This window comes from Nostoc sp. LEGE 06077 (genome assembly GCF_015207705.1).
GTDB lineage: Bacteria > Cyanobacteriota > Cyanobacteriia > Cyanobacteriales > Nostocaceae > Nostoc_B.
This window is the reverse complement of the sequence record NZ_JADEWI010000003.1, coordinates 19,640-43,317: the sequence shown is the minus strand read 5'-3', so window position 1 is coordinate 43,317 and position 23,678 is coordinate 19,640. Positions and strand designations below refer to the sequence as shown.

23 protein-coding genes and 1 tRNA gene are annotated in these 23,678 nt (G+C 39.5%); 16 read left to right on the top strand and 8 right to left on the bottom strand.

Annotated elements, in window-relative coordinates:
• Window positions 1–300: 300 nt before the first annotated feature.
• Together IQ244_RS02795 and nfi are read right to left on the bottom strand one after the other, a co-directional pair.
• A complete protein-coding gene (locus tag IQ244_RS02795; RefSeq protein ID WP_193889590.1) occupies window positions 301–1,020 on the bottom strand; it encodes a GDSL-type esterase/lipase family protein in 720 nt (239 codons plus the stop codon).
• A 136-nt stretch (window positions 1,021–1,156) separates the two neighbouring features.
• Window positions 1,157–1,822 (bottom strand): deoxyribonuclease V, encoded by a 666-nt coding sequence (gene nfi / locus IQ244_RS02790; protein WP_193889588.1) that lies wholly within the window; start codon window positions 1,820–1,822, stop codon window positions 1,157–1,159.
• Between the two features lie 616 nt (window positions 1,823–2,438).
• Between nfi and IQ244_RS02785 the strand changes: the two genes are divergently transcribed.
• Together IQ244_RS02785 and IQ244_RS02780 are read left to right on the top strand one after the other, a co-directional pair.
• Window positions 2,439–2,801 carry a hypothetical protein gene (locus tag IQ244_RS02785; RefSeq protein WP_193889586.1) on the top strand — a complete coding sequence of 121 codons (363 nt, stop codon included), beginning with the start codon at window positions 2,439–2,441 and terminating at the stop codon, window positions 2,799–2,801.
• A gap of 743 nt (window positions 2,802–3,544) precedes the next feature.
• On the top strand, window positions 3,545–4,231 hold the full coding sequence (locus IQ244_RS02780; protein ID WP_193889584.1) for a hypothetical protein: 687 nt from the start codon (window positions 3,545–3,547) through the stop codon (window positions 4,229–4,231).
• A gap of 100 nt (window positions 4,232–4,331) precedes the next feature.
• On the opposite strand, the gene IQ244_RS02775 is transcribed toward IQ244_RS02780, so the two are convergent.
• Complete coding sequence (locus IQ244_RS02775; protein ID WP_193889582.1) at window positions 4,332–4,700, bottom strand: aspartyl protease; 369 nt, start codon at window positions 4,698–4,700, stop codon at window positions 4,332–4,334.
• Window positions 4,697–5,014 (bottom strand): hypothetical protein, encoded by a 318-nt coding sequence (locus IQ244_RS02770; protein ID WP_193889580.1) that lies wholly within the window; start codon window positions 5,012–5,014, stop codon window positions 4,697–4,699. Before IQ244_RS02770 ends, IQ244_RS02775 begins: the two co-directional genes overlap by 4 nt.
• A gap of 301 nt (window positions 5,015–5,315) precedes the next feature.
• Between IQ244_RS02770 and IQ244_RS02765 the strand changes: the two genes are divergently transcribed.
• Window positions 5,316–5,855: a Dps family protein gene (locus IQ244_RS02765; RefSeq protein WP_193889578.1), complete on the top strand. Its 540-nt coding sequence runs from the start codon at window positions 5,316–5,318 to the stop codon at window positions 5,853–5,855.
• Between the two features lie 126 nt (window positions 5,856–5,981).
• Window positions 5,982–6,749 carry a ChaB family protein gene (locus IQ244_RS02760; protein WP_193889576.1) on the top strand — a complete coding sequence of 256 codons (768 nt, stop codon included), beginning with the start codon at window positions 5,982–5,984 and terminating at the stop codon, window positions 6,747–6,749.
• Window positions 6,750–6,831: 82 nt separating this feature from the next.
• On the opposite strand, the gene IQ244_RS02755 is transcribed toward IQ244_RS02760, so the two are convergent.
• On the bottom strand, window positions 6,832–7,725 hold the full coding sequence (locus tag IQ244_RS02755; RefSeq protein WP_193889574.1) for an alpha/beta fold hydrolase: 894 nt from the start codon (window positions 7,723–7,725) through the stop codon (window positions 6,832–6,834).
• 152 nt (window positions 7,726–7,877) lie between these two features.
• Between IQ244_RS02755 and IQ244_RS02750 the strand changes: the two genes are divergently transcribed.
• From IQ244_RS02750 to IQ244_RS02715, 8 genes are all read left to right on the top strand, one after another.
• Entirely contained in the window at window positions 7,878–8,189 is a 312-nt protein-coding gene (locus tag IQ244_RS02750; RefSeq protein ID WP_193889992.1) for a carbon dioxide-concentrating mechanism protein CcmK, read from the top strand.
• Window positions 8,190–8,277: 88 nt separating this feature from the next.
• A complete protein-coding gene (locus IQ244_RS02745; protein WP_193889572.1) occupies window positions 8,278–8,631 on the top strand; it encodes a carbon dioxide-concentrating mechanism protein CcmK in 354 nt (117 codons plus the stop codon).
• A gap of 836 nt (window positions 8,632–9,467) precedes the next feature.
• Window positions 9,468–10,652 carry a HetZ-related protein 2 gene (locus tag IQ244_RS02740; protein WP_193889571.1) on the top strand — a complete coding sequence of 395 codons (1,185 nt, stop codon included), beginning with the start codon at window positions 9,468–9,470 and terminating at the stop codon, window positions 10,650–10,652.
• A 232-nt stretch (window positions 10,653–10,884) separates the two neighbouring features.
• Complete coding sequence (locus tag IQ244_RS02735) at window positions 10,885–12,054, top strand: pilus assembly protein PilB (RefSeq protein ID WP_193889570.1); 1,170 nt, start codon at window positions 10,885–10,887, stop codon at window positions 12,052–12,054.
• A 204-nt stretch (window positions 12,055–12,258) separates the two neighbouring features.
• Window positions 12,259–12,942 (top strand): Crp/Fnr family transcriptional regulator, encoded by a 684-nt coding sequence (locus tag IQ244_RS02730; protein ID WP_193889569.1) that lies wholly within the window; start codon window positions 12,259–12,261, stop codon window positions 12,940–12,942.
• Window positions 12,943–13,403: 461 nt separating this feature from the next.
• Window positions 13,404–15,188 carry a M61 family metallopeptidase gene (locus IQ244_RS02725; RefSeq protein WP_193889568.1) on the top strand — a complete coding sequence of 595 codons (1,785 nt, stop codon included), beginning with the start codon at window positions 13,404–13,406 and terminating at the stop codon, window positions 15,186–15,188.
• Window positions 15,189–15,567: 379 nt separating this feature from the next.
• Window positions 15,568–17,001, top strand: coding sequence for a bifunctional orotidine-5'-phosphate decarboxylase/orotate phosphoribosyltransferase (locus IQ244_RS02720; RefSeq protein ID WP_193889567.1), 1,434 nt, complete (start codon window positions 15,568–15,570; stop codon window positions 16,999–17,001).
• An 8-nt stretch (window positions 17,002–17,009) separates the two neighbouring features.
• Window positions 17,010–18,107, top strand: coding sequence for an AI-2E family transporter (locus tag IQ244_RS02715; protein ID WP_193889566.1), 1,098 nt, complete (start codon window positions 17,010–17,012; stop codon window positions 18,105–18,107).
• A gap of 10 nt (window positions 18,108–18,117) precedes the next feature.
• Here IQ244_RS02715 and IQ244_RS02710 read toward each other — a convergent pair whose 3' ends face one another.
• Window positions 18,118–19,173 (bottom strand): DMT family transporter, encoded by a 1,056-nt coding sequence (locus IQ244_RS02710; RefSeq protein WP_193889990.1) that lies wholly within the window; start codon window positions 19,171–19,173, stop codon window positions 18,118–18,120.
• 261 nt (window positions 19,174–19,434) lie between these two features.
• Here IQ244_RS02710 and IQ244_RS02705 point away from each other — a divergent pair, with 261 nt between their 5' ends.
• On the top strand, window positions 19,435–19,812 hold the full coding sequence (locus tag IQ244_RS02705) for a hypothetical protein (protein ID WP_193889565.1): 378 nt from the start codon (window positions 19,435–19,437) through the stop codon (window positions 19,810–19,812).
• 98 nt (window positions 19,813–19,910) lie between these two features.
• On the opposite strand, the gene IQ244_RS02700 is transcribed toward IQ244_RS02705, so the two are convergent.
• Window positions 19,911–19,995, bottom strand: a tRNA-Ser gene (locus tag IQ244_RS02700).
• Window positions 19,996–20,104: 109 nt separating this feature from the next.
• Window positions 20,105–21,055 (bottom strand): TIGR04168 family protein, encoded by a 951-nt coding sequence (locus tag IQ244_RS02695; protein WP_228058699.1) that lies wholly within the window; start codon window positions 21,053–21,055, stop codon window positions 20,105–20,107.
• A gap of 544 nt (window positions 21,056–21,599) precedes the next feature.
• Here IQ244_RS02695 and IQ244_RS02690 point away from each other — a divergent pair.
• The 3 genes from IQ244_RS02690 to IQ244_RS02680 all read left to right on the top strand — a co-directional run bounded on the left by IQ244_RS02690 (window position 21,600) and on the right by IQ244_RS02680 (window position 23,565).
• On the top strand, window positions 21,600–22,466 hold the full coding sequence (locus IQ244_RS02690; protein WP_193889561.1) for a zinc metalloprotease HtpX: 867 nt from the start codon (window positions 21,600–21,602) through the stop codon (window positions 22,464–22,466).
• Between the two features lie 45 nt (window positions 22,467–22,511).
• On the top strand, window positions 22,512–22,919 hold the full coding sequence (locus IQ244_RS02685; RefSeq protein ID WP_193889559.1) for a hypothetical protein: 408 nt from the start codon (window positions 22,512–22,514) through the stop codon (window positions 22,917–22,919).
• 82 nt (window positions 22,920–23,001) lie between these two features.
• On the top strand, window positions 23,002–23,565 hold the full coding sequence (locus IQ244_RS02680) for a shikimate kinase (protein WP_193889557.1): 564 nt from the start codon (window positions 23,002–23,004) through the stop codon (window positions 23,563–23,565).
• Window positions 23,566–23,678 lie beyond the last annotated feature (113 nt).

Here is a 23,678-nt window from a genome sequence, read left to right as displayed (position 1 = left end):
CCTAATATCTTTGAGATTATTGCTTAAGCGTTGATAAATGCAATTTGACAACCAGATCAGAAATATTCTCTAGAAATTTACTTAATGTTAATGTGATTAATACTATGGAAATAACAGGTCATTACTGATAGAAAACTTTCCTATTTGATTTGTAAACACTAATAACTTCAGAAGCCCGACTCTTCAAGAAGTTAGGCTTCTAGTTGTTCACAAATTATTTAGGATTTTTAAATAACGCAATGTGCGACTTATTGCTAAAATACCTTTCTCCGAAATCGCGCTTAACTTATCACACTAACATTATCTCAGTTGATATTCTGGTTGGGAATGATATGGTGCTAAAGCATCCCATTTCAGCACATCGTCTAATAAAGCTTGATAGCCTAATGTATTGGGATGTAGACCATCAGTATTCATCCGTTGGTGTAACCAAGTTTCACCGCGTCCCATCCATTGGTCGAAAATATCCAAGTAAGGAATTTGGCGTTGGTTACAAGCTAGGCGCGTAGCTTCTTTGTAACGATATTGGTCACTGTGATTAAAGTAAAAACAATCAAGAAATGGCATCTTGGTTTCATCTACGGGTGTCATCCCCACAAATAAAACTGGGCAAAGTTGTTGCGCCAAATCTAGCAGATGGGCGATATCTGCTTCAAAAGTGGCAAAATCTGTGTAATTTTTGCCATTGGGGCGACCTAACCGCGCTGAATCATTCAACCCGACGGAAAGAATAATTAAATCGGGAACGCGGTTGCGGAGTTCGCCTCGATGGCGAAATTCTACTTCTAGTCTTTGGGCTACCTGTTGTGTGCGATCGCCTCTAACACCTAAATTATATAAAACATGACCCGCACTACTAGGCAACATCCACCATCGTCGCAGTTGTTCTACCCAACCACCATGTTCAGGATCACCAAAACCGTAAACTATGCTGTCTCCAAGAGCGACAATCTTCAAAGACTGACATTGATTTGGGGCTAAAGACAGTTGCATTGAAGAAAGAGCTTGTAATGTTTGCATCTTAAAAAAGACTATATTTTATATCTTTACAAGATTCTATACATTTCTACACTATTCCAGCGTATCTTTTTTGTCATTCATGTTGCAATGTTGGCTTTTTAGAATGTTTCACAGGGCTAAACACTATTAATGCTGATTATCTGTTAGAGGCTAACTTATCAGCCACACGGGTAGTTTCTGGTAGCCTGTATTTTGGTGTACAGCGCAACACATAATCAATGGCTGTAGTCAAGCTAATTTTGTGACCACTAGAAATATACAGAGGTTTAACGCCAACACGAGTCCGTAAAACTGCACCAATGGTGTCACCTTGATGTATGAGTGGTTGCCAACTCCCTCTAGTTTCTGGCAATTCCTGATGTTTGCCAATAAACAGTGATTTAGCTACACCAATTGTCGGCATATCTAAAATTACCCCTAAATGGCTGGCTATCCCAAATCTGCGGGGATGGGCAATGCCTTGTCCATCACAAAGGATAATATCTGGTACTGTTTGAATTTTTGCTAAAGCATCCAGTACAGCCGGAATTTCTCGAAAAGACAGGAACCCAGGAATATAAGGAAATGAAGTCGGACGGTGTGCGAGGGTTGTTTCTACGACTTGTAAATCAGGAAAACTCAGCACCGCCACAGCTGCACGACTAATTGTCCCATCAGCGGCAAAACCCATATCGACACCAGCAACATAACTGATAGGTTCTGTCAATTTATCTTCTGTAATTACTTGGTCACGCAAACTTTCTTGAATATTGATAGCTTCCTCTAGGGTTTGAGGCCAAGTATGAGGTTGATAAATCTTCATAATATATGGAGAGAAAAATCTAGTTTAATGGGTGCGTAGACGCAAAGCGGCTTGTCGTTAGACATCGCTGATTTTATGAGAGTTATTTAATCATTTATCAATAGCACGCTCAGATAAATCTTTCTTACTTTTTATTTTTGCTATTTTTTGTTATCTCTGGAAACAGTAATCAAATCGGATTCCTATACCAATAACACAGGCAAATCTAACGGCTGCACCTCATCAATGCCAGATAAAAGCAATAAACAGCCAAATTTCCTTATATTCAGCCACTCTACCTACAGGTTGATTTTATCTCTAACTCATAAGCGATAAACTTCACTCTACAGGTCGATCCCAAAGTAGGATGATTCGCATTAAATATAAGTTAGGTGAAATGCGCTAGAAAAATTGTTGTGAAGAAAGTAACCATAATTGATGGCTATATGAAATTTTATGTGGCCACAGTGAGATTAATTCATCACAATAATTCCCAGCAAATATCTACCTAAAAATAACTTACTAGTAAAGCATGGACTAATTTTTTCTGCCACCATTTTCTCTGATGATGGCTCAGTCTAGCTTTGTTGGAAAAATATAACTTATGTGTTGTTAACGTTGTTTTTGAGGAATTCAAATGAAGAATATGACTTCTGTTTTATCTCTACTGCGTCCAGTCCGTTTTTTAATTGTAGCTTTTACCTGTGCATTAGTGTTAGTGTCTAATGCTTTCCCGGCTTTTGCAATTGAAAGCTATAAAAGTGACCCTACAGAAGCTACAACACAATTACTAGAAACACAAAAGAAAACTGATGAAATTGGTAGATCCGCACCTCCGGGACTGAAAAAGGTGCAAGAAGAGTCTAATAAAGGACTCAACGAAGTTCAAGGAGATGCTGACATTGATAAAATGAAGCGTCCTGAAAATTCTCAAGCAGCAACTACTGTTGAAGATGAAGTTGAAAATTTGTTAGAAAAAGTCACAGGTAATAAGAAGTAAGAATTTAATGAGACTGATGAGCAGCTTCAAAAGTAATTCAAGTAAGCATATTTGGTAGTTCCGATTCATATTGAATGAGAATTATTTACCAATTAAATACTTTGACTGCTAGTTAGGACAAATACTCCTCCTCCCTTCTTTATATTTTCTACTCAATCTGGACACCTTGTTTGATTATCTTGATCAAGGTGTCTATTTTTATTGGTGAATATCATCAGAAATTTTCCATCAATATCTAATCGCTTAGAGGCTGTCTCTAAAGAAACGTCAAGAGAGGAAAGTCAGGCGATCGCTAATTCAAATAGCCATTAATTTTCAAGGACAATAACAGTTAATCTTAGGTAAACTACGGGATACAATTAATTTTGCCTGCGATCGCGCTATGGTGAAATTCCTTTTAAACAGTTCTACACCGAACAAAACATCAATGTCGCTGGTGATTGGTTAGAACACTCTGCCGAGAGAATTGCCACCCTAGGCTATCTCAAAGGATGTAAAAACTTACGTGATACTCTCAATAACTTTGGCTCCAAGTTATTGTAAATCCATCCAATAGGAAAAACTCGGTTTTGAAAAGTCTTGAGCGTTGGTTTCCTGCGCTCAATTTTTCGTTTGTAAATTGATATTAAGAATTTATACTGGTCAATTGTTGTAGATTAACCGAGGATAACCACATTAATTGAAAGAATTGTTAGTATTGGGAATTGGTATAAAGATAGATTCATAACAGGAGTATAAGTTCTTTGCTCAATACATCCGATTCGATTTTGTCTGCTCTGTCGAGTGATCCAATTAAGTCAATTACTGCATTTGCTGCGATTATTAGTGCATCTGCTGCAATTGGTGGGTTAATAGTCGGCTGGAAAAATCTCAAGAAAGATACCACGAGAGTAAGTGTAGTTGTCAAACGCGCTCAAAATGGGCCTCTCATACTTCAACACCCTCAAGAAGAGTTTTTGCTTTTTGAGGTATATAACCAAGGCATTTCTCCTGTTGTTATTAATGAAGTAGGAATTAAAATTCCCCACAAGTGTTGGTGGAAATTTAAATTAATAAATTTGGTTGATTTACCTGAATCATATTTACATATGAGAGGTCATAAAAGTGCAGTAGGAACTCTTGAATGTGTAGGCGTACCTGGCACTATACCAGCTAGATCAACAGGTATATTCCTTTTAAGTTACTCTCGTATGAGAGAAGCATCTATTAATTATCAGAAGCAAAGTATTTCCCCTCTTACTCCAGGTTTTGTCGGTAGTCAAAGAGTAATCAAAGCTTTCCAAGAATTCCAAAAATTTGAGATATCCAAAGAGAAATGTCTGAAAATTGTTCCGTATGTTTTAACTGGTTCTGGGGAGTATTTTTTCGGTAAAAAGGCAATTATTAAGCTTGGCAATTTAGGTGATGTAGTTTTTTCTTGCCATCACTGACCAAAAGAGCGATCGCATTTAAGACTATAACCGTGGAAGCGATTCACAGAATCACACTAAATAAATTAATTCATCCTTTTATTCAGCAACGCCACATATTTTATATGTAATCTAATGTGACTCTATTTTGACTATAATCAGCAACTAAAATAAATAATTTCATCCATCGAGAACCTAATAAAACTTCCTGTATTTCATCTCCAGCAAATACAGGAGCTTCCCATTCTTGATTATCTACGATAACTCTACCACTATAAACATCAAATTCAGTTTCTCCCTGAGCAGTTCTTAATTTATTCTGGCGCAAAAAAGACCAATCAAGACTTTGTACATCTTGCTTGTTCATGGCTAAAAACTCAGTAAATCCTGTATCTAAGATTGTTTCTACAGGAAAACCCAAACCATCCCCGCCAATCAAGTCTATTTCAAAGTAAACTTGGCCTTTATCTCCAGACCTTCCCTCAATCATACTCTGCCACTTACACCTGTTTCATTAATGCCAAAAATATGATGAATCACATGAGGGTGTTTTTCTCTTGCCATTTTACTAGCTATTTCTTGATCCTGGTCAATAAAATAATCGCCGCTATCAGGTTCAATGGCAATATACCAGCCATAATATTTATCTAGGATTTCTGGTTTTAAACGCTCAAAAATCGCCCAAGAACGCTCATAAAACGCTTGTCTTCTGGCTCTATCTTCAACTTTTTGGGCTTCTGTCCACTGAATTTCCGGGAATACTCTTCCGCGTCTGACAATTCTTTCGGGTGAAGAGTGTGTCATATTTTTTACATAATGGAGATTGGTTTTTCATATCCTATTATAAAGCGATCGCCTAGATTAAAAAGAAAGCGGTATCTTGGAAATAAAATCAAATTTGGTTTTGCTCAAAAGTAATTTAGATACGTTTGCCCTGGAGCTACGCGGAATTAACTAGTGCTTAAAATTACAGTTAACTAGTTTTCAAACACCCTCTAACCTTAAGTTATAAATAATCTTCCTCTGTTAATCTTTCCTCTGGTTGATGTAAATGATGGTTGAATTTTGTGAACTTATAAATAAGTCTATTTAGGAATTAAGCTCAATGCGTGCGATCAATATTGGTTTGACTGAAGAACAGCGTCAAGGTGTAGCAAACCTGTTAAATCAAGATTTAGCAGATGCCTATTTACTTTTAGTAAAAACCAAAAAGTATCATTGGGATGTCGTCGGCCCTCAGTTTCGCAGTCTGCACCAGCTTTGGGAAGAACACTACGAAAAACTGACTCTCAATATTGATGCACTAGCCGAACGGGTTCGTGCTTTGGGTTGTTACCCTATTGGGACAATGGAAGGATTTCTACAAATTGCTACCCTCAAAGAACATTCAGGTGATGTTCCCACAGCCACAGGTATGGTAGCCAATCTTGTGGAAGATCATGAGCAAGTTATTCGCAATCTTAGAGAGCATATAGATCAGTCCAGTGAAGAGTTTCATGATGAAGGAACTGCTGACTTTTTAACTGGACTTATGGAAGAACATGAAGAGATGGCTTGGATGCTGCGCTCTTTTATTGAAGGACAAGAATTGCAGCCAGATGGAAATAAGCCAGGAGCAGGAGCAAAAACTCCTGTGGGTGTGTAGTTAAACGCAGATTTATCCCTAAATTTAGAGTCTGACTGAACATCCTAGGCTGGGGGAAGAACTTATCTCCCGCCTTTGTCTCTTTGCTAGTCAACTATAAAAAAGCAAATTTTCAGGAGTATTCAAGTGCCAGAAGTCTATCAAGCAGAACGTACTATCTCGGCTGTAATTAAAGAACAGAAGCAAATTGATGATGTAATTCGACGTTTACTAGACAGAGGCGTACCCAGAGATCATATTTCGGTTATGGGACGAAATTTTCAGTCGGAAACGCGAATTGCGGGCTTCATTACTAAGAGGGATGTAATTTTAGGTGGGTTGCGAACAGGGGCGATTTTTGGTTCTCTGTTTGGCTCTTTCCTCAGTTTGCTTACAGGTGTAGGTGTACTGTTTATTCCCTTTGTTGGCCCAATTGTCGCGGCGGGGCCAATCAGTGCATTACTATTAGGTGCTGCGAGTGGTGCGATCGCTGGTAGTGCTGGTGCTGGTTTAGTCTCGGCTCTCACAGCCTGGGGAATGCCTGAAGATAAAGCTGCAATCTACCAAACCCGCTTACAAGCTGGCGAATTTCTCTTAATGGCAGAAATCCCCAGCGATCGCACTGGGGAATTTCAATTACTTTTAGAAAGTGCTGGTGCTGAAGAAATTCACACAACTGATAAAACATTAGCTCATCCTTGTCCTGGCCCATGTAACAGTCCAGAAGATTTGTCTCCTGAAGTCCGTTCACATCTGTCTGAAGAAGCTCAACGGACATTCATTGAGCGTTATAACACTGTATTGAATGAAACCAGTGATGAGTTTAATGCTGAACAAGCTGCTTGGGAAGCTGTACATCAGCGCTTTGATGAAGATCAAAACGGTGTTTGGTCAAAGGAAAAAGTTAACGTCTAGGCGATCGTTTATCTAGGTTTGTTAGCAATGTTGGGGTGAAAGGATATGTTTGTAGAATTCCTTTCACCTTATTTTTATGCTTTTATGATTCCTCTCGAAATTCTAGAATGCGTTTAGCCGTGACTTGTGGTTGTTCTAAATGCGGGATATGGCCTGAATCTTGAATCCAAATCAGTTTACTGTTGGGAATTGCCCGTTTAAATCTTTTAGCATCTGTCGTGCCTAAAATTTTATCTGAGTCGCCCCAAAGAATTAATGTCGGTTGCAAAATTTGTGCCAGTTGCTTAAATCTAAAAGCACTGTAACCACCACTTTTGGTAAAAGCAATTAAAGCTAAATGCCAACTAGGCATTTCTAGATGCAATCCGCCACAATATGCCGCATCAAGGGAAATCAGACTAGGATTTTTATAAGCAGTCCGAGAAATGCGATCGCGGATTTTAGGATTCCGCAAAAATTGCGTCGCCCAATTATCTAAGGGCGGAAACATGAATTTCGCTAAAGGTGAACCCGCTTTTAACCCAGCACTATCAATTAATACCAATTTTTTAACAACTTCTGGGTAAGTGAGGGTAAAATCTAGGGCGGCTGCACCTCCCATTGATGCACCTACCAAAATGACAGGTTGGTTAATTAAGGTTTTCCAGAAGTAATATAGATGGGTTTTAATGGCGACAGGGCTAAATGGTATGCCTGCGAGTCTGTCGGTAAAGCCAAAACCCAGCAAATCCACTGCCCAAGTTTCATTATTTTCTGCCAACAGTGGCAACAGTCGGCGAAATTCTAATACAGAACTATCAAAGCCATGAATTAATAAAATTGGTGTACCACCACTACCTTGCTGTGCATAGGTAGTGGTAATTGCTTGCTCAGATAAAGGCGTAGCGATCGCTTGACTTTGAATACTCCGCGCTAGGGCGATCGATTCTATCTCTGTTAATTGACTAACTGCGACAGGTAAAAAGCTGGGAAACATAACTGATAATTTACAGCACCCCATTACCAAAATAATACTGATTTGCCTGCTGATGACTTAGTGTACTGAAAAAACAGTACTGAATGTCACAATTGGAGCCAAACCCTCGTAAAATAAAGATTACTTATTTTAGTGTCTCAGGAGCTAATGCCATGCCAATGGCTGTTGGCGTAATCGAAACTTTAGGTTTTCCATCTGTGTTAGCCGCGGCAGATGCAATGGTGAAATCTGCCGCAGTCACGCTAGTGTATTATGGCCTAGCGGAAAGTGGCCGCTTTATTGTTGCTGTCCGAGGACATGTTGCTGAAGTAAACAGAGCTGTTGAACAAGGTATAAATGCTGGGGAGCAAGTAAAGGCTGAAACAGTAATCACCCATTATATAGTTCCTAATCCCCCGGAAAACGTGGAAACAATACTACCAATCAACTTCACCGCCAAATCAGAACCTTTCCGTATCTTCTAAAAGATTTTGCCATTAAAATCTGTAACGGAGCTTTCTACAATTAACTTGTAGCGTTACCACATACGTTTATTTATACAGGAGATTGCTAATGTCATTACAAGCCGTTGGTTCGCTGGAAACTAAAGGTTTTCCTGCTGTGCTTGCAGCAGCAGACGCAATGGTAAAAGCTGGACGAGTTACTCTCGTTGGTTATATCAGAGTTGGTAGCGCACGTTTTACAGTAAATATTCGCGGAGATGTATCGGAAGTCAAAACCGCGATGGCTGCCGGTGTAGAAGCAGCAGAAAATGTTTATGGTGGAACATTAGAATCTTGGGTAATCATTGCCCGTCCGCATGAAAACGTTGAGGCTGTTTTACCAATTGCTTATACTGAAGAAGTGCAAGAGTATCGAGACTCTGTAGAAAATCCCATTATTGGTAGGTCTCGTAACGGACGATAGATTTAGATTCATTAGCATATTCATCCAACAGCTAAAGTCAAAAGTTCTCAGTCTAATTGCTAATCGATGATTAATAATTGAGACTAGACTATTGACTTTTTGCTAGATGTGTTGTTCCGATTTAATTGAGATAGATGTTAATCAAAACCATCACCTTGACTCGGCCGACAAGTAACTCTTAAGAGAAATAAATTACTTGTACGACTAGTTGTCAAATATGCATATAATTAAAAAAAATTTCCTTACGAAGAGTATTAAATTTTAAGAAAATTGTAGTGTTAGCGATCGCTTCCCTACCTTAAAAAACTTGCCAAGAGCCAAAAAAACTAAGGAGTTAACTGTAAACTATAGCTTTTACGTCTGTAAGCTATAGACAAACTAGTAGAAATTAATAAAAACAAATAGCATATTCCCCATGCCTAAAAAAAGACTTTATAAGGTGAAACTTATCTACCTAAGATAACGTCTTTGACATGGGTAAATCTCACTAGTTCTTTTGCAGAAGCGTAAACTTTCTCGCTTTGACTAACTCAAGAACTTTAATCGCAATTTCTCCTGATCAGTTCGGTTTTGGATAAATAGGCTTTTTGGGTGTCTTGATGATAGATTTACAAAAATTAAACCTTTTCAGGAATAGAAACAAAACTTCTTCATACTGAAATTTATATTATTCAGAGAATAAAAGCCAACACCACAATGTGAAAACTTCTGCATAAAGTTTAGGAATAAAAACGTAATAACAATAGAATCGCTGAAATGTCTTCATGAAAGCGACGGATTCATGGACAACTGCCAGCCAAGATGTTAAGAGTGATTGACGATAAACGGGGGTTGTGATGCAAACTTTACGGCAAGGTTTTGAAGAATACAATCTCACTATGGCAAAAGATGGAGAAAAACTAGCGCAGTATTGGCATAAACGCCTAGCTGTAGAGATTCCAGAACAAAGTGTATCTGTGAGGGAGAGTATTGTTCTGTGGCTCTTGGGAAAAGACGTAAACCGATTTGAACTATTAGATCCCAAAGAACTGGAAATTGCTAAACAAGCGATGGAATATCGCTGGAAAATTTTACGTCAACGTTACTTAGGTATTGGCCGAGAACGTGCTTATCGCAACTTGCTCACTCGATTAGGGAGTTTAGTTAGCTTACGCCATAAAATTCAAACTTGGGTCGCACTGAGCCGCGATCGCCAACGCAGTGTCATGGATGTATTACAAGAAGTGATCCAAGAATTACTGCAAAGCGACACCTATATGCAGCAGCAAATGGCTTGTATTGTCGAATTTACTAACGACAGACGACTACAAGATACACTCCTGTTTGCCAGTGTAGAAGAGTATGCTTTGCGCCCAGTCCGCAATCAACCCTTACTCGTTTATAGATTTGTCAACTACTTGCGTCGGACTCAGCGTGGTGGCTTAACTCAAGTACCCGGTAGTGACATGGTGAGACTAGTTTCTGAAGAAATTCTCACTGATGACAATGATAATCGCGTCAACTTGGTAGATACGCAAGCGATCGCCGAATATCAAGAAGCACAACAACTAGAAGAACAACAATCACTGCGCCAATCGGTGCAAACAGAATTTGCCAACTACTTACAAGAAAATCTTGGACAAGAAGCTGTCGATTGGCTGAAGTTGTATCTCCAAGGCAAATCTCAAGATGAAATTGCCAAGCAACTGCAAAAGCCAATTCGGGAAATCTACCGCCTGCGGGAAAAAGTCAGCTACCATGCAGTTCGTGTCTTTGCCCTCAAAGGTAAACCAGAACTCGTCAATAGCTGGCTATCAATTTCCTTAGAAGAACATAATTTGGGACTTACACCTAACCAATGGCAGCTACTTTATCAAAAATTAACACCATTGGGGCAGCAGGTACTAGATTTACGCAAAGCAGGTAATTCCCTGGAAGCGATCGCCCAAAAGTTAAATATCAAAAGCCATCAGGCAATGGGAGAATGGACAAAAATTTATCTCCTAGCCCAATCGTTGAGAACCGAAGAATCAGGAGCATAATCAGCGATCGCCGCAATTCCTACCCCTAAATAAATTGGGGACTTTGCTGGACGCAATTGGGAGGGTTTTTCAACCTAGCAACCTTTCCCCTGCTCCCTTATCCATTCAACTAAGTATCATCTTACTGAGAGTAATTAATTTAATTTTTACCAAGATAACAAAGTATCTTTATTTACTGCCAACTAACTTAGAGCAAAATAAAATATAAGGAAACTTTAAATAATCAAAAATTATGTTGTCTTCCGAGGACAAAGCAAATGATACCGAAGCCAGTAGGCCACAGGTACTATCAAACATATCGATCAACTTAGAGCAAGAAAGCGATCGTCTACAAATATTTCAGCTAATTGATCATCTCCTGTCCTTTGAAGCTTGTCTGTACCACCAAATTTTGCCTTTTAGATTAGAAGAAGGGAAGCAATTACGCCTAGGTATGGTGCATCCACAAGACAGCAGCGCACTAGATTACGTGAATCGGATCTTATGTTATGTCAACTGCACGATGGTGACTCAAGAACTTGCCACTGACACCCACCGCAGCATCCTCTCAGCCTACCTCAACTATAAAAATACCCTTAACTCAAATACTAAAACAGTCAATCATTCTGACATCACCTCATCTCAAAATCAGCAGCAACCGCCAGCATCAATGGTGGCGAACATGGAAACTCCTAAAAATACTCAAAAATTAACAGATTTTCCCCCACTTCCAGAACCCAACCTTTCGGCTTTAGCTAAAAAGCTCAAGGAAGAGATCACCGAAGCAGTACTCACCAATAATTTAACTATCCTGCCAGTCCCTGCACCAGAACTATCTACTCCGGTAGAAGTGCTTGCATTACTCCCACCCAAAAAACTCCTAGAAGAATTACTCGGTCGAGTTCTAGGAGGCGGAATTGGTCGCTTGTATTTAGAAAGACAACCTTACAAAGGTAGAATACTCTGGAGTGATAATGGTGTTGTGCAATCGGTATTAGACAATTTACCGCTGTCAGTTTTTCAAGGCGTACTTAATGAATTAAAGCGATTTGCCAGCTTACCTATCACCACAATTACAGAACCCAAACAAATAGAAAAAGAATGTGTATATCAACAAAACCGTGTATTATTACGCCTGCGAGTAATGCCAGGAATTTACGGTGAAGAAGCTACACTTCAAGTATTGCGCGGAGCCGCCTTAAAGTTTCATCAACAACAACAATTAGCGCGCCTTAGCCGTGATGTCTTAGGTATTTCGCAACAACTCAGCTATAAGTTACAGGAACTAAATCAACGACTCATACTCAACTCTAGCCTTACACCAGAGCAATCAGATGCTTTAGATACTTTAAATCGCCTAGTCGAAAATTTAGACCAACAAGTCAAAATACTCACAGCAAATAGCGATTCAATGAGCAAATAATAAATCACAATTCTGTCAGTAAAACCGCTGATTTCGATCCCTGACATAATTGTTATGTTGTAAAGGAACATCAGACCGAAAAACCATAGGCTGTTAGTGTAAAATATTACTATTTACTATGTATTAATACTATGGTGGCGGTTTTAAAACTTATAGTAGTCAACTTAAATTTCCATTATTGAATTCATTTTTTACAGATATTTCATGCAGACTGAGGTTTTTAGTGAACTTTTCCCCTTGCTGAGTACAGCCAACCCACAAACTTTAGAATGGCTGCTCAATGTTGCAATTGATCACGAATATCCCGTAGGAAGAGCCGTATTGATGGAAGATGCCTGGGGTAACGCAGTTTACTTTGTGGTATCTGGGTGGGTGAAAGTCCGCCGTACTTCAGGAGAAGATTCTGTGGCGATCGCAATTTTAGGTCGGGGTGATTTTTTTGGCGAAATGGCGATTTTAGATGAATCCCCTCGTTCAACTGATGTAATTGCCCTTTCGCCTGTGAAGTTACTCAGCATTTCTCGTGAGCGTTTTATTCAAATCTTGTTTAAAGATCCACAATTGCATCATCGGATGCTGCAACTTATGGTGCGAAGAATCCGGCAATTTAACCAGCGATTACAGATTCGCTCTTCACCACCCGCTGTAAAACTGGCTCACACCTTAGTCAGCTTAGGTGAAAGCTATGGACAAGAATCAGAACAAGGTAAAGAAATTTTTAATATTCCCTTTAAAGATTTGGCAGAAGTGACAGAAATCGGAGTTGAAGAAACCACCAAAATCATGGAAAAATTACATGAAAAGGGATGGATCACAATTGATAATGTTAATAACATCATTCACTTGCTTAACTTCAAGCAATTGATGAATTTGGCAGGCAAAGTCTAAGTGTGGGTTGAGTGTAAGGTCGCCAAAATTCAGCTGCTGCGGTAATTAATGTCATCAATTCTCCAAGTCAGTGACTCGCTAAGGGCTGATGCCTTTGTCAGAAAGCCTTTACGAAGTTACAAACAGAGGAGACCGCAGATGCAACTCTCAGCAATGGTGTTGAGCATTAAGATGTTGAGCTACAAGTTTGGAAACCAGCTCTATTGACTATAGTGCATGAAAAACCTATGAGCATGAAAAATGCTGGAAACACACACTTGGGAGTAAAAATTAATTAATTATGGATAAAAAGACCTGAAACTTTGACATCAACTATAAAATATTAATTAATTGTAAATCTTTTTCCAATCTCACGTTCAGACTACTTTATTCCTAGTTCTTTACAAACTCCCTCCATTGACTATTAATTATTGACTAATAACTATAAACTCATAACTTATCACTCCTGTCTACTACTACAAATGACTGAAGCAACAGCACCTCGTCTCGAAATTGGCGTTAAGGAAACCGTACCGGCGATTCATTACCTGGTAGCAATGCCCCAACCAGAAACCCATCTGTTTGAGGTGAGCTTGCAGCTGGTTAATCACTCATCCCCAACACTTGACTTGAAAATGCCCGTCTGGACACCAGGCTCCTACTTAGTCAGGGAATATGCCAAGAATTTACAAGATTTTGCCGCTTTTGCTGGAGAACAGCCATTGCCTTGGCGGAAAATCAGCAAAAACCACTGGCAGGTAAACACAAACGGGATCTCGGAATTAACGGTGCGTTACCGGATATTTGCCAATGAGCTATCGGTACGAACAAACCATCTGGATAGCACCCACGGTTATTTCAACGGTGCAGCCCTGTTTTTTAGATTACGAGGCTGTGAAGGGTTGCCAATTCAGGTGACTATTATACCGCCGCATCCTGAATGGCGGGTGACTACTGCCTTGGACTCAGTTGATGGACAGTCTTCTACCTTTTATGCAGACGATTTTGATACTCTTGTAGATAGTCCCTTTGAAATTGGTTATCACGAGTTATATCACTTTGAGGTTTTGGGAAAACCTCATGAACTGGCTATTTGGGGGCAGGGAAATTACCAAGCACAACAAATCATTGCCGATATTCAAAAAATCATTCATGTAGAAGCTCAGATGTTTGGCGGGTTGCCTTACGAAAAATATGTGTTTCTACTGCATTTATTTGCCCAAGCTTATGGTGGTTTGGAGCATAAAAACTGTTGCTCCCTCATTTATCAGCGTTTTGGGTTTAGTTCACCAGATAAATACGATCGCTTCATCCAACTGGTGGCGCACGAATTCTTTCACTTGTGGAATGTTAAACGAATTCGCCCAAAAGCTTTAGAAGTTTTTGATTACGACCGAGAAAATTATACCTCTTCTTTGTGGTTCTGTGAAGGTACTACAAGTTATTACGATTTGTTGATTCCCTTACGGGCAGGAATTTATGATGCCAAGTCATATTTTCATAATTGGAGTAAGGAAATTTCGCGGTTTTTAACCACGCCAGGACGGAAAGTGCAATCACTGGCCGAGTCAAGTTTTGATGCTTGGATTAAACTTTATCGCCCCGATGCCAATAGCAATAATTCTCAAGTTTCCTACTATTTGAAGGGGGAAATGGTTTCTTTATTGCTAGATTTGCTGATTAGAGAGCGGTCTAGAAATCAGCGTTCTCTGGATGATGTGATGCGGCTGATGTGGCGTAAATTTGGTAAACAAGAAATTGGTTACACACCAGAAGAATTACAGGAAGTAATTGAATCTGTAGCCGAAATGGATTTGACTGACTTCTTCAATCGCTACATTAATGGCACTGAAGAATTGCCTTTTAATCAGTACCTCGAACCTTTTGGCTTACAAGTAATTGCGGATAGAGAAGAAGAACCTTACTTTGGTTTGAGGTTAAATACCGAGAATGGACGGGAAATAGTGAAGTTTGTCGAATTTGGTTCACCCGCGCAGTTAGCAGGAATTGATGCAGGTGATGAATTGCTGGCTATTGCTGGTATACGTGTAACATCTCATCTTTTAAGCGATCGCTTAAAAGATTACCAAGCAAACGACACTATTCAGGTAACAGTTTTTCATCAAGATGAACTCCGCACTTGTTCTGTCACCCTCGCAGCACCACGTCCCAGCAAGTATCAGGTAGTTCTAGTTAACAATCCAAATACTACTCAAAAAGAAAATTTTGCTGGTTGGTTAGGTGTACCACTGACCTCTCTTTGTTAATACTCCTATTCTTGAATATTTTGAGGACTGGGTGACAACTAATAGGGGCGCAATATATTGCGCCCCTAAATATGTGTACCATTAAATATCAGCAGCCGGAAAAATAACTCATATTTTCTAGCGGCAAATTAAATTTCTCTACCTAGAGATAGGCTTGAGCATAACTGTTTTATACTTGAGCAAGATGAAAATCAGATATTAATATCTGCCTATTTACAATTTCTCCAAAAATATAGATGTGTAACCCTAATTTAACGAATTGATATATTTAGTGATTAATTTTATTGATTTACTTGTCTATTTTAGAGGATGTTTTAAAGGTAAGTAATACATTAGACTTTGCCAACAACCTCCTATTTTAAATCTTGACAAATAGATTATGCATTTTTTTGATAAATTATATCTAAATATTGCACAAAACCAAAGCTTATTATTTGCAGGTCTTGACCCTAACCCAGAGATGATGCCTAGCGGTTATCGCTCTCAAGATATCATTACTGGTCTAGAAAATTGGTTGCAATTTATTATTGCCGAAACTGCGGATTTTGTTTGTGCCTATAAGCCAACACTCGGCTTTTATCAGGCTTTAGGCATTCCTGGTTTAGAACTTTTGTACACAACTTTAGCTGCTATCCCCAGTCATATTCCAATTATTTTAGATGCCAAACATAGCGATTTAAATACTAGTAGTATTTTTGCCCATACTGTATTTACAGAATGGGATGTGGATGCAATTACTCTCAGCCCATATCCAGGGCAAGATCATGTGGCACCGTTTTTGGTTTATCCTGATAAGGCTGTGTTTATTTTATGCTGTACTTCTAATCCCGGAGCCGAAACCATACAACAATATCCTGCTAATGATTCACCCCTTTATTTGCAGGTGGTCAAAGAAGCCAAAAACTGGGGGACTCCAGAAGAATTAGGTTTAGAAGTAGGAACTACTAATCCTGACGTTTTGGGTTTAATTCGGGCAGTTGCACCAGAACGAACCATAATGGCACGTAGCATTTGGGCTGAGGGTAGTAACCTCAAGCAAATCTTAGAAGCTGGGTTAAATAGTAATGGTGATGGGTTGCTAATTCCTGTACCTCAAGATATGTTGGCAAACTCAAACTTATCACAAGAAATCCAGTCTTTACGCGCAGAAATTAATCAAACAAAAAGTCAAATTACTGCTGATGCTTCTAGCTGTTCTGTATGGCTACCTGATGTTCGTTTTGAGGATCAGCAACTCCAGAATGATTTAATTTTGCAACTTTATGATATTGGTTGCATTATGTTTGGTAAATTTGTGCAAGCGTCAGGAGCGATATTTCCCTATTACATAGATTTACGCAAAATTATTTCTAATCCGCAAGTTTTTAATCAAGTTCTGAGTGCCTATGAAAAAATCTTAAGAAACCTGAATTTTGATAGATTGGCAGGTATCCCTTACGGTTCTTTACCAACTGCGACTGGTTTAGCTTTGCGGTTGAATTGTCCAATGGTTTTTCCCCGTAAAGAAGTGAAAGCACATGGAACACGTAAGGTAATTGAAGGCAATTTCTTGGCTGGTGAAATAGTAGTAGTAGTAGATGATATTCTCATCAGTGGTAAAAGTGTGATGGAAGGAGCAGAAAAACTGAAATCTGCTGGCTTAAATGTGCATGATATTGTGGTTTTAATTGACCATGAACAAGGAGTGCAAGCCAGACTCAGAGAAAATGGTTATCGAAGTTATGCAGTTTTCACTATTTCCCAAATCGTCAAAACTTTGTACCAAGCAGGAAGAATCAATGATGAGCAACTTTTAGCTTTTACTGAAAGCTAGGAATAATTATGAATTTATCAGTTAATCGACTTCTAAAATGGCTAGTGTTAACGTTGTTATTTCCCCTATTTTTTCTTAATGGATGGTTATTATTGCGATTTTTTCAATATTTTCAACCTTTAGTGGCTATTCTTGTCCTAGCCTCTTTGTTTGCTTTTATTTTAAACTACCCTGTTTCGTTACTGGAGCGACAAGGCGTTAAACGTAACTATGGAGTCACACTAGTTTTTATCTTAGCTACTTTTATTCTGGTGACTTTGGGAATTACATTATTACCCATAGTTTCCGAGCAATTTAATGAAATGGTTAAATTACTGCCTCAATGGATTGATTCTAGTGAGGCAAAATTACAGGGTTTAAATGATTGGGCTTTTAGCCAGAGTAGTAGAATAGATTTCAGTCAAATTTTTACTAAAGTTACTGATAAAATTCCTGATGAATTGGAGTATCTTTCCGATAAGCTTTTAAGCATTATTGTCGATACAATTGATAGTGTTTCAGGAGCATTAATTACAGTAGTTTTAAGTTTTTACTTGTTGTTAGATGGGCCAAGACTGTGGGAGGGAATATTTAAAAAGTTTCCTTGGGCTTTCGCCCAACCAATTAGTAAATCTATTCAACAAAACTTTCAAAATTACTTGATTGGACAAGGAACATTAGCTTTACTGATGGGACTTGCCCAAACATTAATGTTTTTGTTGTTTCAAGTCCAGTTTGGCTTGCTTTTTGGTTTGGGAGTGGGAATTTTAAGCTTGATTCCCTTTGGAGATGTGTTGAGTTTGATTGTTATCACTTTAATTATAGCTACCCATGATTTTTGGTTAGCAGTAAAAGTGCTGGCAGTAGCTGTGATTATTGATCAGTTGATTGACCAAGCGATCGCACCGCGATTGTTAGGCAGTTTCACAGGGTTAAGACCAATCTGGGTGTTAATTTCTTTATTGGTGGGAACTTATATTGGTGGAGTGTTGGGATTAATTATTGCTGTACCAGTGGCTGGTTTTATTAAAGATGTTGCCGATGGTTTTGCTGTATCTAATGATGATAATACTGCGGTTGCAGGTGAAGAGGGAGAAATGCTTCCACAAGAATCTACATCTGGGTAGGTTGAAAATATTAAATGCCTTTAAATCCCATCTCGCTTTCTACTTGTTGTACTTGTGTAGAGTTTACCTGATCGGCCGCTGCGGTAAGACGAGTGTGACGCATAACTCCCAGTTGGCTAATTAATATCCCCACGATAATCAAACTACCACCTATATATTGAGGTAGGGTTGGGGCTTCATCTAAGATAAAATAAGCAGCCACAATACCTGCAATGGGAGTAAATGAGCCAACTAAGGAAGCGACAGATACCGTAGTAGCTCTCAAACCTTTAAACCAAAACGACTGACCTAAAACTACAATCACCACACTATAAAGCAACATCCACCGCCACAAAAAAGGCGAAAATACTTCGGCAAAATGATGTTGACCATATAGCCGTAAAGCCAGAAAGAAAAATACTATAGTTCCTACAGCAGTGCGATAGATTGTAAAAATTCCTAAAGGAATATGGAAGACATATTTTTTACCTAGAACTGTAGCTACTGCTGCGGCTACTGATGCGGCTGCTGTCAGAATTTCGCCTGTACCCAAATGAAACCCTGGCGTATTCATTATGGTATGTCCTGCTGGTTGGAGTAAGACAGTCAGTGCGACACCCACAAAAGCTGCGATCGCCCCAATAATTTCCCAAATATTTACCCGTTCTTTTAATAACCAAATTGATAAAGCTAAAGCCAGTGGCGGTTCTAATCTACCAACTAAAATCACATTGTTGACATTGGTGAGTGCTAGTGCCTGAAAAATTAACCCAGGAGCCAACGCCCCTGATAAGATTGATACTACCGACAACACTAGCCAATTATTCACTGATATTTGCTTCAATGCTGTTTTGTTCCACTGTTGCCGATAGATGATAATCAGCACCAGCAATGCACAGATATTGCCAACGAACAAAACATTACACAGAGAAATGGGATTTCTCCCATTTATTAAGTTTTGCGAACCAATTTCTGTTAACTTGCGCGTAACTGCACCTGATGCGCCAAAAATGAGGATTGCTACCCAGAGATAGGCTTGGTGAGGAATTCTGTCAATGAAACGATGCCATCTTCTCAGGCTAGTCACAGCAATACCACTTGCAGTTGCAATAGAAGTCACGTCAACAATACTAAAAATCTTAGCTTAAGTCCAGGTGAGAACAAGCTGAAACAGCCTTAAAAATTAGCTGATATTTTTGACATCACAATTACCTGAGAAAATGCTGAGTTTAAACTGAATCTTATTAAGGAATAAATTCAGACAATTTATGGCTAAGTTTCAGATGAGCTTCAGTAGTATCTGAGATGCTCTGAATAGCTACGAAGCTCAAACATAAGGAATTAACCCATGAAATTCGCCTCTTCATTACTTACAGGTGTTGCCATAGCTGGTTTATTGTCAGTTGGAAATGTTACATTTCAGGCTGTAAAACCTTCAATCTCACTACTTCCAGCCTCAGCGGCGGATGCTACAGGTTTGTCTGCTCAACAAAAAATTGATTTGATCACTAAGAACAAGGGTGTTTTTGGTAATGGTGATCAGCTGCGTCGTTTCTTCTTTGGCGACCTTGAACCTATCGGAATTCAACCCGGTGGTGCAGGTCATGTAGTTAATCTCTACAACAAAGCTAACGATGTGACATTTTCTTACTGTTCTACTTTTGATGTAGTTGTAGCTGTGAAAAAAGGCAAGGTTGAGAAGTTTCCTGCTAACGAAGTTAAGTAATTGTTTGTAGTAATTAAGTAATATAAATAAATTTTAGGGTAGCGAACATGATACTGGTTGCTACCCTAATCTTTTTTTCGGCTAGTTTAATGTCACAACGGAGAAGGGGAGATTCGAACTCCCGGAACCTTTCGGTTCATCCGATTTCAAGTCGGACGCATTCGACCACTCTGCCACCTCTCCAGTAAAACTGTCGAGCAACTGCTTACCCTATATTCTTTGGTGAGCAACAAAGCTGACAGATAATAATATATCTTACATCTACGCAGGTTGCACTACTGAAAGTAAATATCTACAACTTACTAGGGGAAAGCTCATACAAAATTTCCTCTGAGATCGCCTGTAAATCTTTGCCTACCCAAACTAAGGCAGCTTGTGTGACTACACCTGCCTCTAAGTGGACAATAGAGAAATTCCGTTGCTTGTATCCATCATGTTCGATAATTCTGGGGACGCTGGCTGCATTTAAGTAAATTGTGCCTTGTGGATTTCTAAACACTGATGTGCGTAACACTTTTTTGGTGTGCCGCAGAGTGTGGTGCATATGTCCAAAGGTAACTAGAGGAATGGTTTTACCAAGGTTGATCGTCTGAGAAATAGCTTCGGCAAAATCTGGATCGCCAAAATCGCCGCCGATGGGATGCCAATCTTTACCACAGGGGTCTTCGGGGCGATCGCCTAAGCCACTCGGCCCGTTGTGTCCGAGAAAAATAATTGCATCGCCAGCAGCAGTTTTGACCGCAGCCGTAATTTTAGCTGCTGATTCTTCCATGTCTGTGACACCGTAACGTTCTTTGCAGATGTCTGCAAATCTCCATTCTGGGCCACCCCAACTAAAAGGACGACCACCAACTACGGTTAAATTCCATTCGGGAAACTCCAACTTGCTGTAACCAACATGGGCTGCACCCAGTAAATCAAGTTGTTCTTGTACCCAGTCTTCTTGAGAGCGATCGTAGGGACATTTCTTTCGTCCCCATTCTGTAGCAGTGTACCAAGCGTCGTGGTTGCCCATGATTGCTGCTTTGGGGATATTCAGGGAAGCGATCGCTTTCACCACTTCCACTGATTCATTACCAAAATCTCCCACAAATAGCACCAAATCAACACCCAATTGCTTGAGTGCAAGGGCATCTTCCACTTCCCATTGGTCGTGAATATCTCCAACTACAGCAATTTTGAGAGTTTTTGATTGTTTTTTCTGACTGGTCATGCCGCTTTCCTTGCTGTCTATCTCCAGCATAGGAAACTCAGCCAAATTTGGACACAATCTTCTCAATAGTACTAAAAGGAAAACTAAGTAGGTTTGTACAAATAAAGCTAACTCGTTAAAGTCGCGCACTGTACTATAGGAATCCGACTTGATTATTGAAATTACTTGTGTGGTGCGCTTCGCGCACCACAAGCGCGATAGGCAGGGAACAGGGAACAGGAAAAGAAGTAACAGAGGTATACTGAGTTTTTTCTCCAAATCAAATATGATTCCCATCGCATCCTAACTAACTGCTAAATTCTTGATTTATTTTTTCAGTCAGCTAATCACAAGAAAATCTCGTAACCAAACATAAAAAACACTCTTTTTTCATCCCTAGCCCTAATTTCTAGCCTCTATTTTCCAGCTAGTCATTATTTGCTAACTTGAGTGGGAAAACCGTACTGAATTGGGGCGCAATTGCTACCTGATAGATATGTGTTTGGATAGCTAAAATTTATGTGTAGCTTAAGTAATGCTGTGATTGAGAAAAGCTGAAAAACGTTCCATACAGCATTAATAGGAGAGCATAAATATGGGAAATCAATTTAAAACAGTTGCTTTGCTGGCTGCACTCAGTGGGTTATTAATTTCTATAAGTTACTGGGTACTTGGTGGCACTAGTGGCTTAATTATAGGAATTGGTTTAGCAGCAGTAACTAATCTATTTTCCTGGTATCAATCAGATAAAATTGCCTTAGCAGTGTATCGCGCCCAGCCAGTGAGTGCCGCAGAAGCACCAGGACTTTATCGGACGGTGGAGAAATTAGCTGCACGCGCTAACATCCCTATGCCCGCAGTTTATATTGTTCCCGGTCAAACGGCTAACGCTTTTGCCACAGGACGCGATCCAGAACACGCTGCTGTGGCTGTGACTGAAGGTATTTTAAGTATTCTGCCAGAAGATGAATTAGAAGGTGTGATTGCCCACGAATTAACCCACATTATTAATCGTGATACCTTAACCCAAGCTGTAGCTGCGACGATCGCCGGTGCAATTTCTTTCTTGGCACAAATGGTGAGTTACAGCCTGTGGTTTAGCGGTGGTTCACGAGATGATGACAGAGGTGGTAATCCGTTAGGAATATTGTTAACTGTATTGTTAGCACCAGTAGCTGCAACAGTAATTCAACTAGGCATTTCTCGTACTCGCGAATTTTCTGCTGATGCTGGTTCGGCAAAATTAACCGGGAATCCCCGCGCTTTAGCCCGCGCTTTGCAAAGATTAGAAGCCACAGCACGACAGTTACCTTTAGATGCGAATCCAGCTTTTGAACCTTTATTAATTATCAATCCTATCTCTGGCAAGTTTTTAGGTAACTTGTTTTCGAGTCATCCTGACACAGAATCACGGGTTGAACAATTGCTGAAATTAGAACAGCAACTGTCTACAAAATATTAATCATTATTCCTTTGTGGGAAACTGAATTGAGAGGATATTGTAACTATGACTGGTAATAATTTTGAATCCATTGAATCTACTTTAGTTGTACAAATCAGTTCTCAAACTAACGAAATGGTAGAAGCGGAAATGGCTGGGGAGACTGATGAAGTGAAGAACGAAACCAAAGCTTTAATTGAAGCACTCAAACGACGCGCCCAAGCTGAAGCAGAATCAGCCGGAACCCTCACCCGCGAAACTTATTTAAATGCTGTGCGCCAAGCAAGAGAAGCCATTGAAGGCGAAAAACTCATTGAACGCGATCGCCTGGAAAATGCTTGGGCTGTCATCCAAGAAGAAGCTGAGAAAAACTGGCACTTATTGTGGAAAGAATTTGCTGATTTTGGCGATCGCTTCCAAAGTGCAGCTAAAGCTGCCTGGGAAGCTTTCAACGCCCCTCGTGATCATCATTAATTAATTTTGTTCATTGATAAATTTATTGTAGGGTAGGCCGGAAAGCCTACCCGTTTTTTTGTTAACCCAAAATCAAAAAAATATGGTATCAAATATTATCTTGATTGGCCCTATAGGTGCTGGTAAATCTACTATTGGCGAATTATTAGCTAATCACCTTGGTATTCCCCAATGTTCAATGGATGAATTACGATGGGGCTACTACCAAGAAATTGGATATGATGAAAAATTAGCACAACAAAAACGCGAAACTGAAGGCTTATATAGTGTTTACCAATATTGGAAACCTTTTGAAGCTCATGCAGTAGAAAGATTAGTATCGGAATATAAAGACTGTGTGATAGATTTTGGCGCAGGTCCTTCTGTTTACGAAGATACGTCCTTATTTCAAAGAGTACAAAAAGTTTTAGAACCATTACCTTATGTTATTCTTTTGCTACCATCACCTGATTTACATGAGTCGCTGCAAATTTTGAACGATCGCAACGAATATGTAACTGATGGCAGTCCCAACATTAATGAACACTTTCTTCGTCATCCCTCAAATTATCTTCTGGCAAAGTTTACGGTATACACAAAAGATAAGGCACTACAGGAAACTTGCAATGAAATTTTAGATTTGTTGGGTTATGGCTATAAAACTTAGAACGTTTAAATCTGTAACCTTCACCGATAAAGCATTTCAGCCCTAGAACCGGGCGAAACACAAGCAATCTGCCGCTTACCCCTAGCCTTCTGCTAAGATATTGTGTCATTGGT

Excerpts from the sequence above, each read along its gene's own strand:
- IQ244_RS02795 (WP_193889590.1), bottom strand. The coding sequence starts at position 1,020 with ATGCAAACATTACAAGCTCTTTCTTCAATGCAACTGTCTTTAGCCCCA.
- nfi (WP_193889588.1), bottom strand. The coding sequence starts at position 1,822 with ATGAAGATTTATCAACCTCATACTTGGCCTCAAACCCTAGAGGAAGCT.
- IQ244_RS02785 (WP_193889586.1), top strand. The coding sequence starts at position 2,439 with ATGAAGAATATGACTTCTGTTTTATCTCTACTGCGTCCAGTCCGTTTT.
- IQ244_RS02775 (WP_193889582.1), bottom strand. The coding sequence starts at position 4,700 with ATGATTGAGGGAAGGTCTGGAGATAAAGGCCAAGTTTACTTTGAAATA.
- IQ244_RS02770 (WP_193889580.1), bottom strand. The coding sequence starts at position 5,014 with ATGACACACTCTTCACCCGAAAGAATTGTCAGACGCGGAAGAGTATTC.
- IQ244_RS02765 (WP_193889578.1), top strand. The coding sequence starts at position 5,316 with ATGCGTGCGATCAATATTGGTTTGACTGAAGAACAGCGTCAAGGTGTA.
- IQ244_RS02755 (WP_193889574.1), bottom strand. The coding sequence starts at position 7,725 with ATGTTTCCCAGCTTTTTACCTGTCGCAGTTAGTCAATTAACAGAGATA.
- IQ244_RS02750 (WP_193889992.1), top strand. The coding sequence starts at position 7,878 with ATGCCAATGGCTGTTGGCGTAATCGAAACTTTAGGTTTTCCATCTGTG.
- IQ244_RS02745 (WP_193889572.1), top strand. The coding sequence starts at position 8,278 with ATGTCATTACAAGCCGTTGGTTCGCTGGAAACTAAAGGTTTTCCTGCT.
- IQ244_RS02740 (WP_193889571.1), top strand. The coding sequence starts at position 9,468 with ATGCAAACTTTACGGCAAGGTTTTGAAGAATACAATCTCACTATGGCA.
- IQ244_RS02735 (WP_193889570.1), top strand. The coding sequence starts at position 10,885 with ATGTTGTCTTCCGAGGACAAAGCAAATGATACCGAAGCCAGTAGGCCA.
- IQ244_RS02730 (WP_193889569.1), top strand. The coding sequence starts at position 12,259 with ATGCAGACTGAGGTTTTTAGTGAACTTTTCCCCTTGCTGAGTACAGCC.
- IQ244_RS02725 (WP_193889568.1), top strand. The coding sequence starts at position 13,404 with ATGACTGAAGCAACAGCACCTCGTCTCGAAATTGGCGTTAAGGAAACC.
- IQ244_RS02720 (WP_193889567.1), top strand. The coding sequence starts at position 15,568 with ATGCATTTTTTTGATAAATTATATCTAAATATTGCACAAAACCAAAGC.
- IQ244_RS02715 (WP_193889566.1), top strand. The coding sequence starts at position 17,010 with ATGAATTTATCAGTTAATCGACTTCTAAAATGGCTAGTGTTAACGTTG.
- IQ244_RS02705 (WP_193889565.1), top strand. The coding sequence starts at position 19,435 with ATGAAATTCGCCTCTTCATTACTTACAGGTGTTGCCATAGCTGGTTTA.
- IQ244_RS02695 (WP_228058699.1), bottom strand. The coding sequence starts at position 21,055 with ATGCTGGAGATAGACAGCAAGGAAAGCGGCATGACCAGTCAGAAAAAA.
- IQ244_RS02690 (WP_193889561.1), top strand. The coding sequence starts at position 21,600 with ATGGGAAATCAATTTAAAACAGTTGCTTTGCTGGCTGCACTCAGTGGG.
- IQ244_RS02685 (WP_193889559.1), top strand. The coding sequence starts at position 22,512 with ATGACTGGTAATAATTTTGAATCCATTGAATCTACTTTAGTTGTACAA.
- IQ244_RS02680 (WP_193889557.1), top strand. The coding sequence starts at position 23,002 with ATGGTATCAAATATTATCTTGATTGGCCCTATAGGTGCTGGTAAATCT.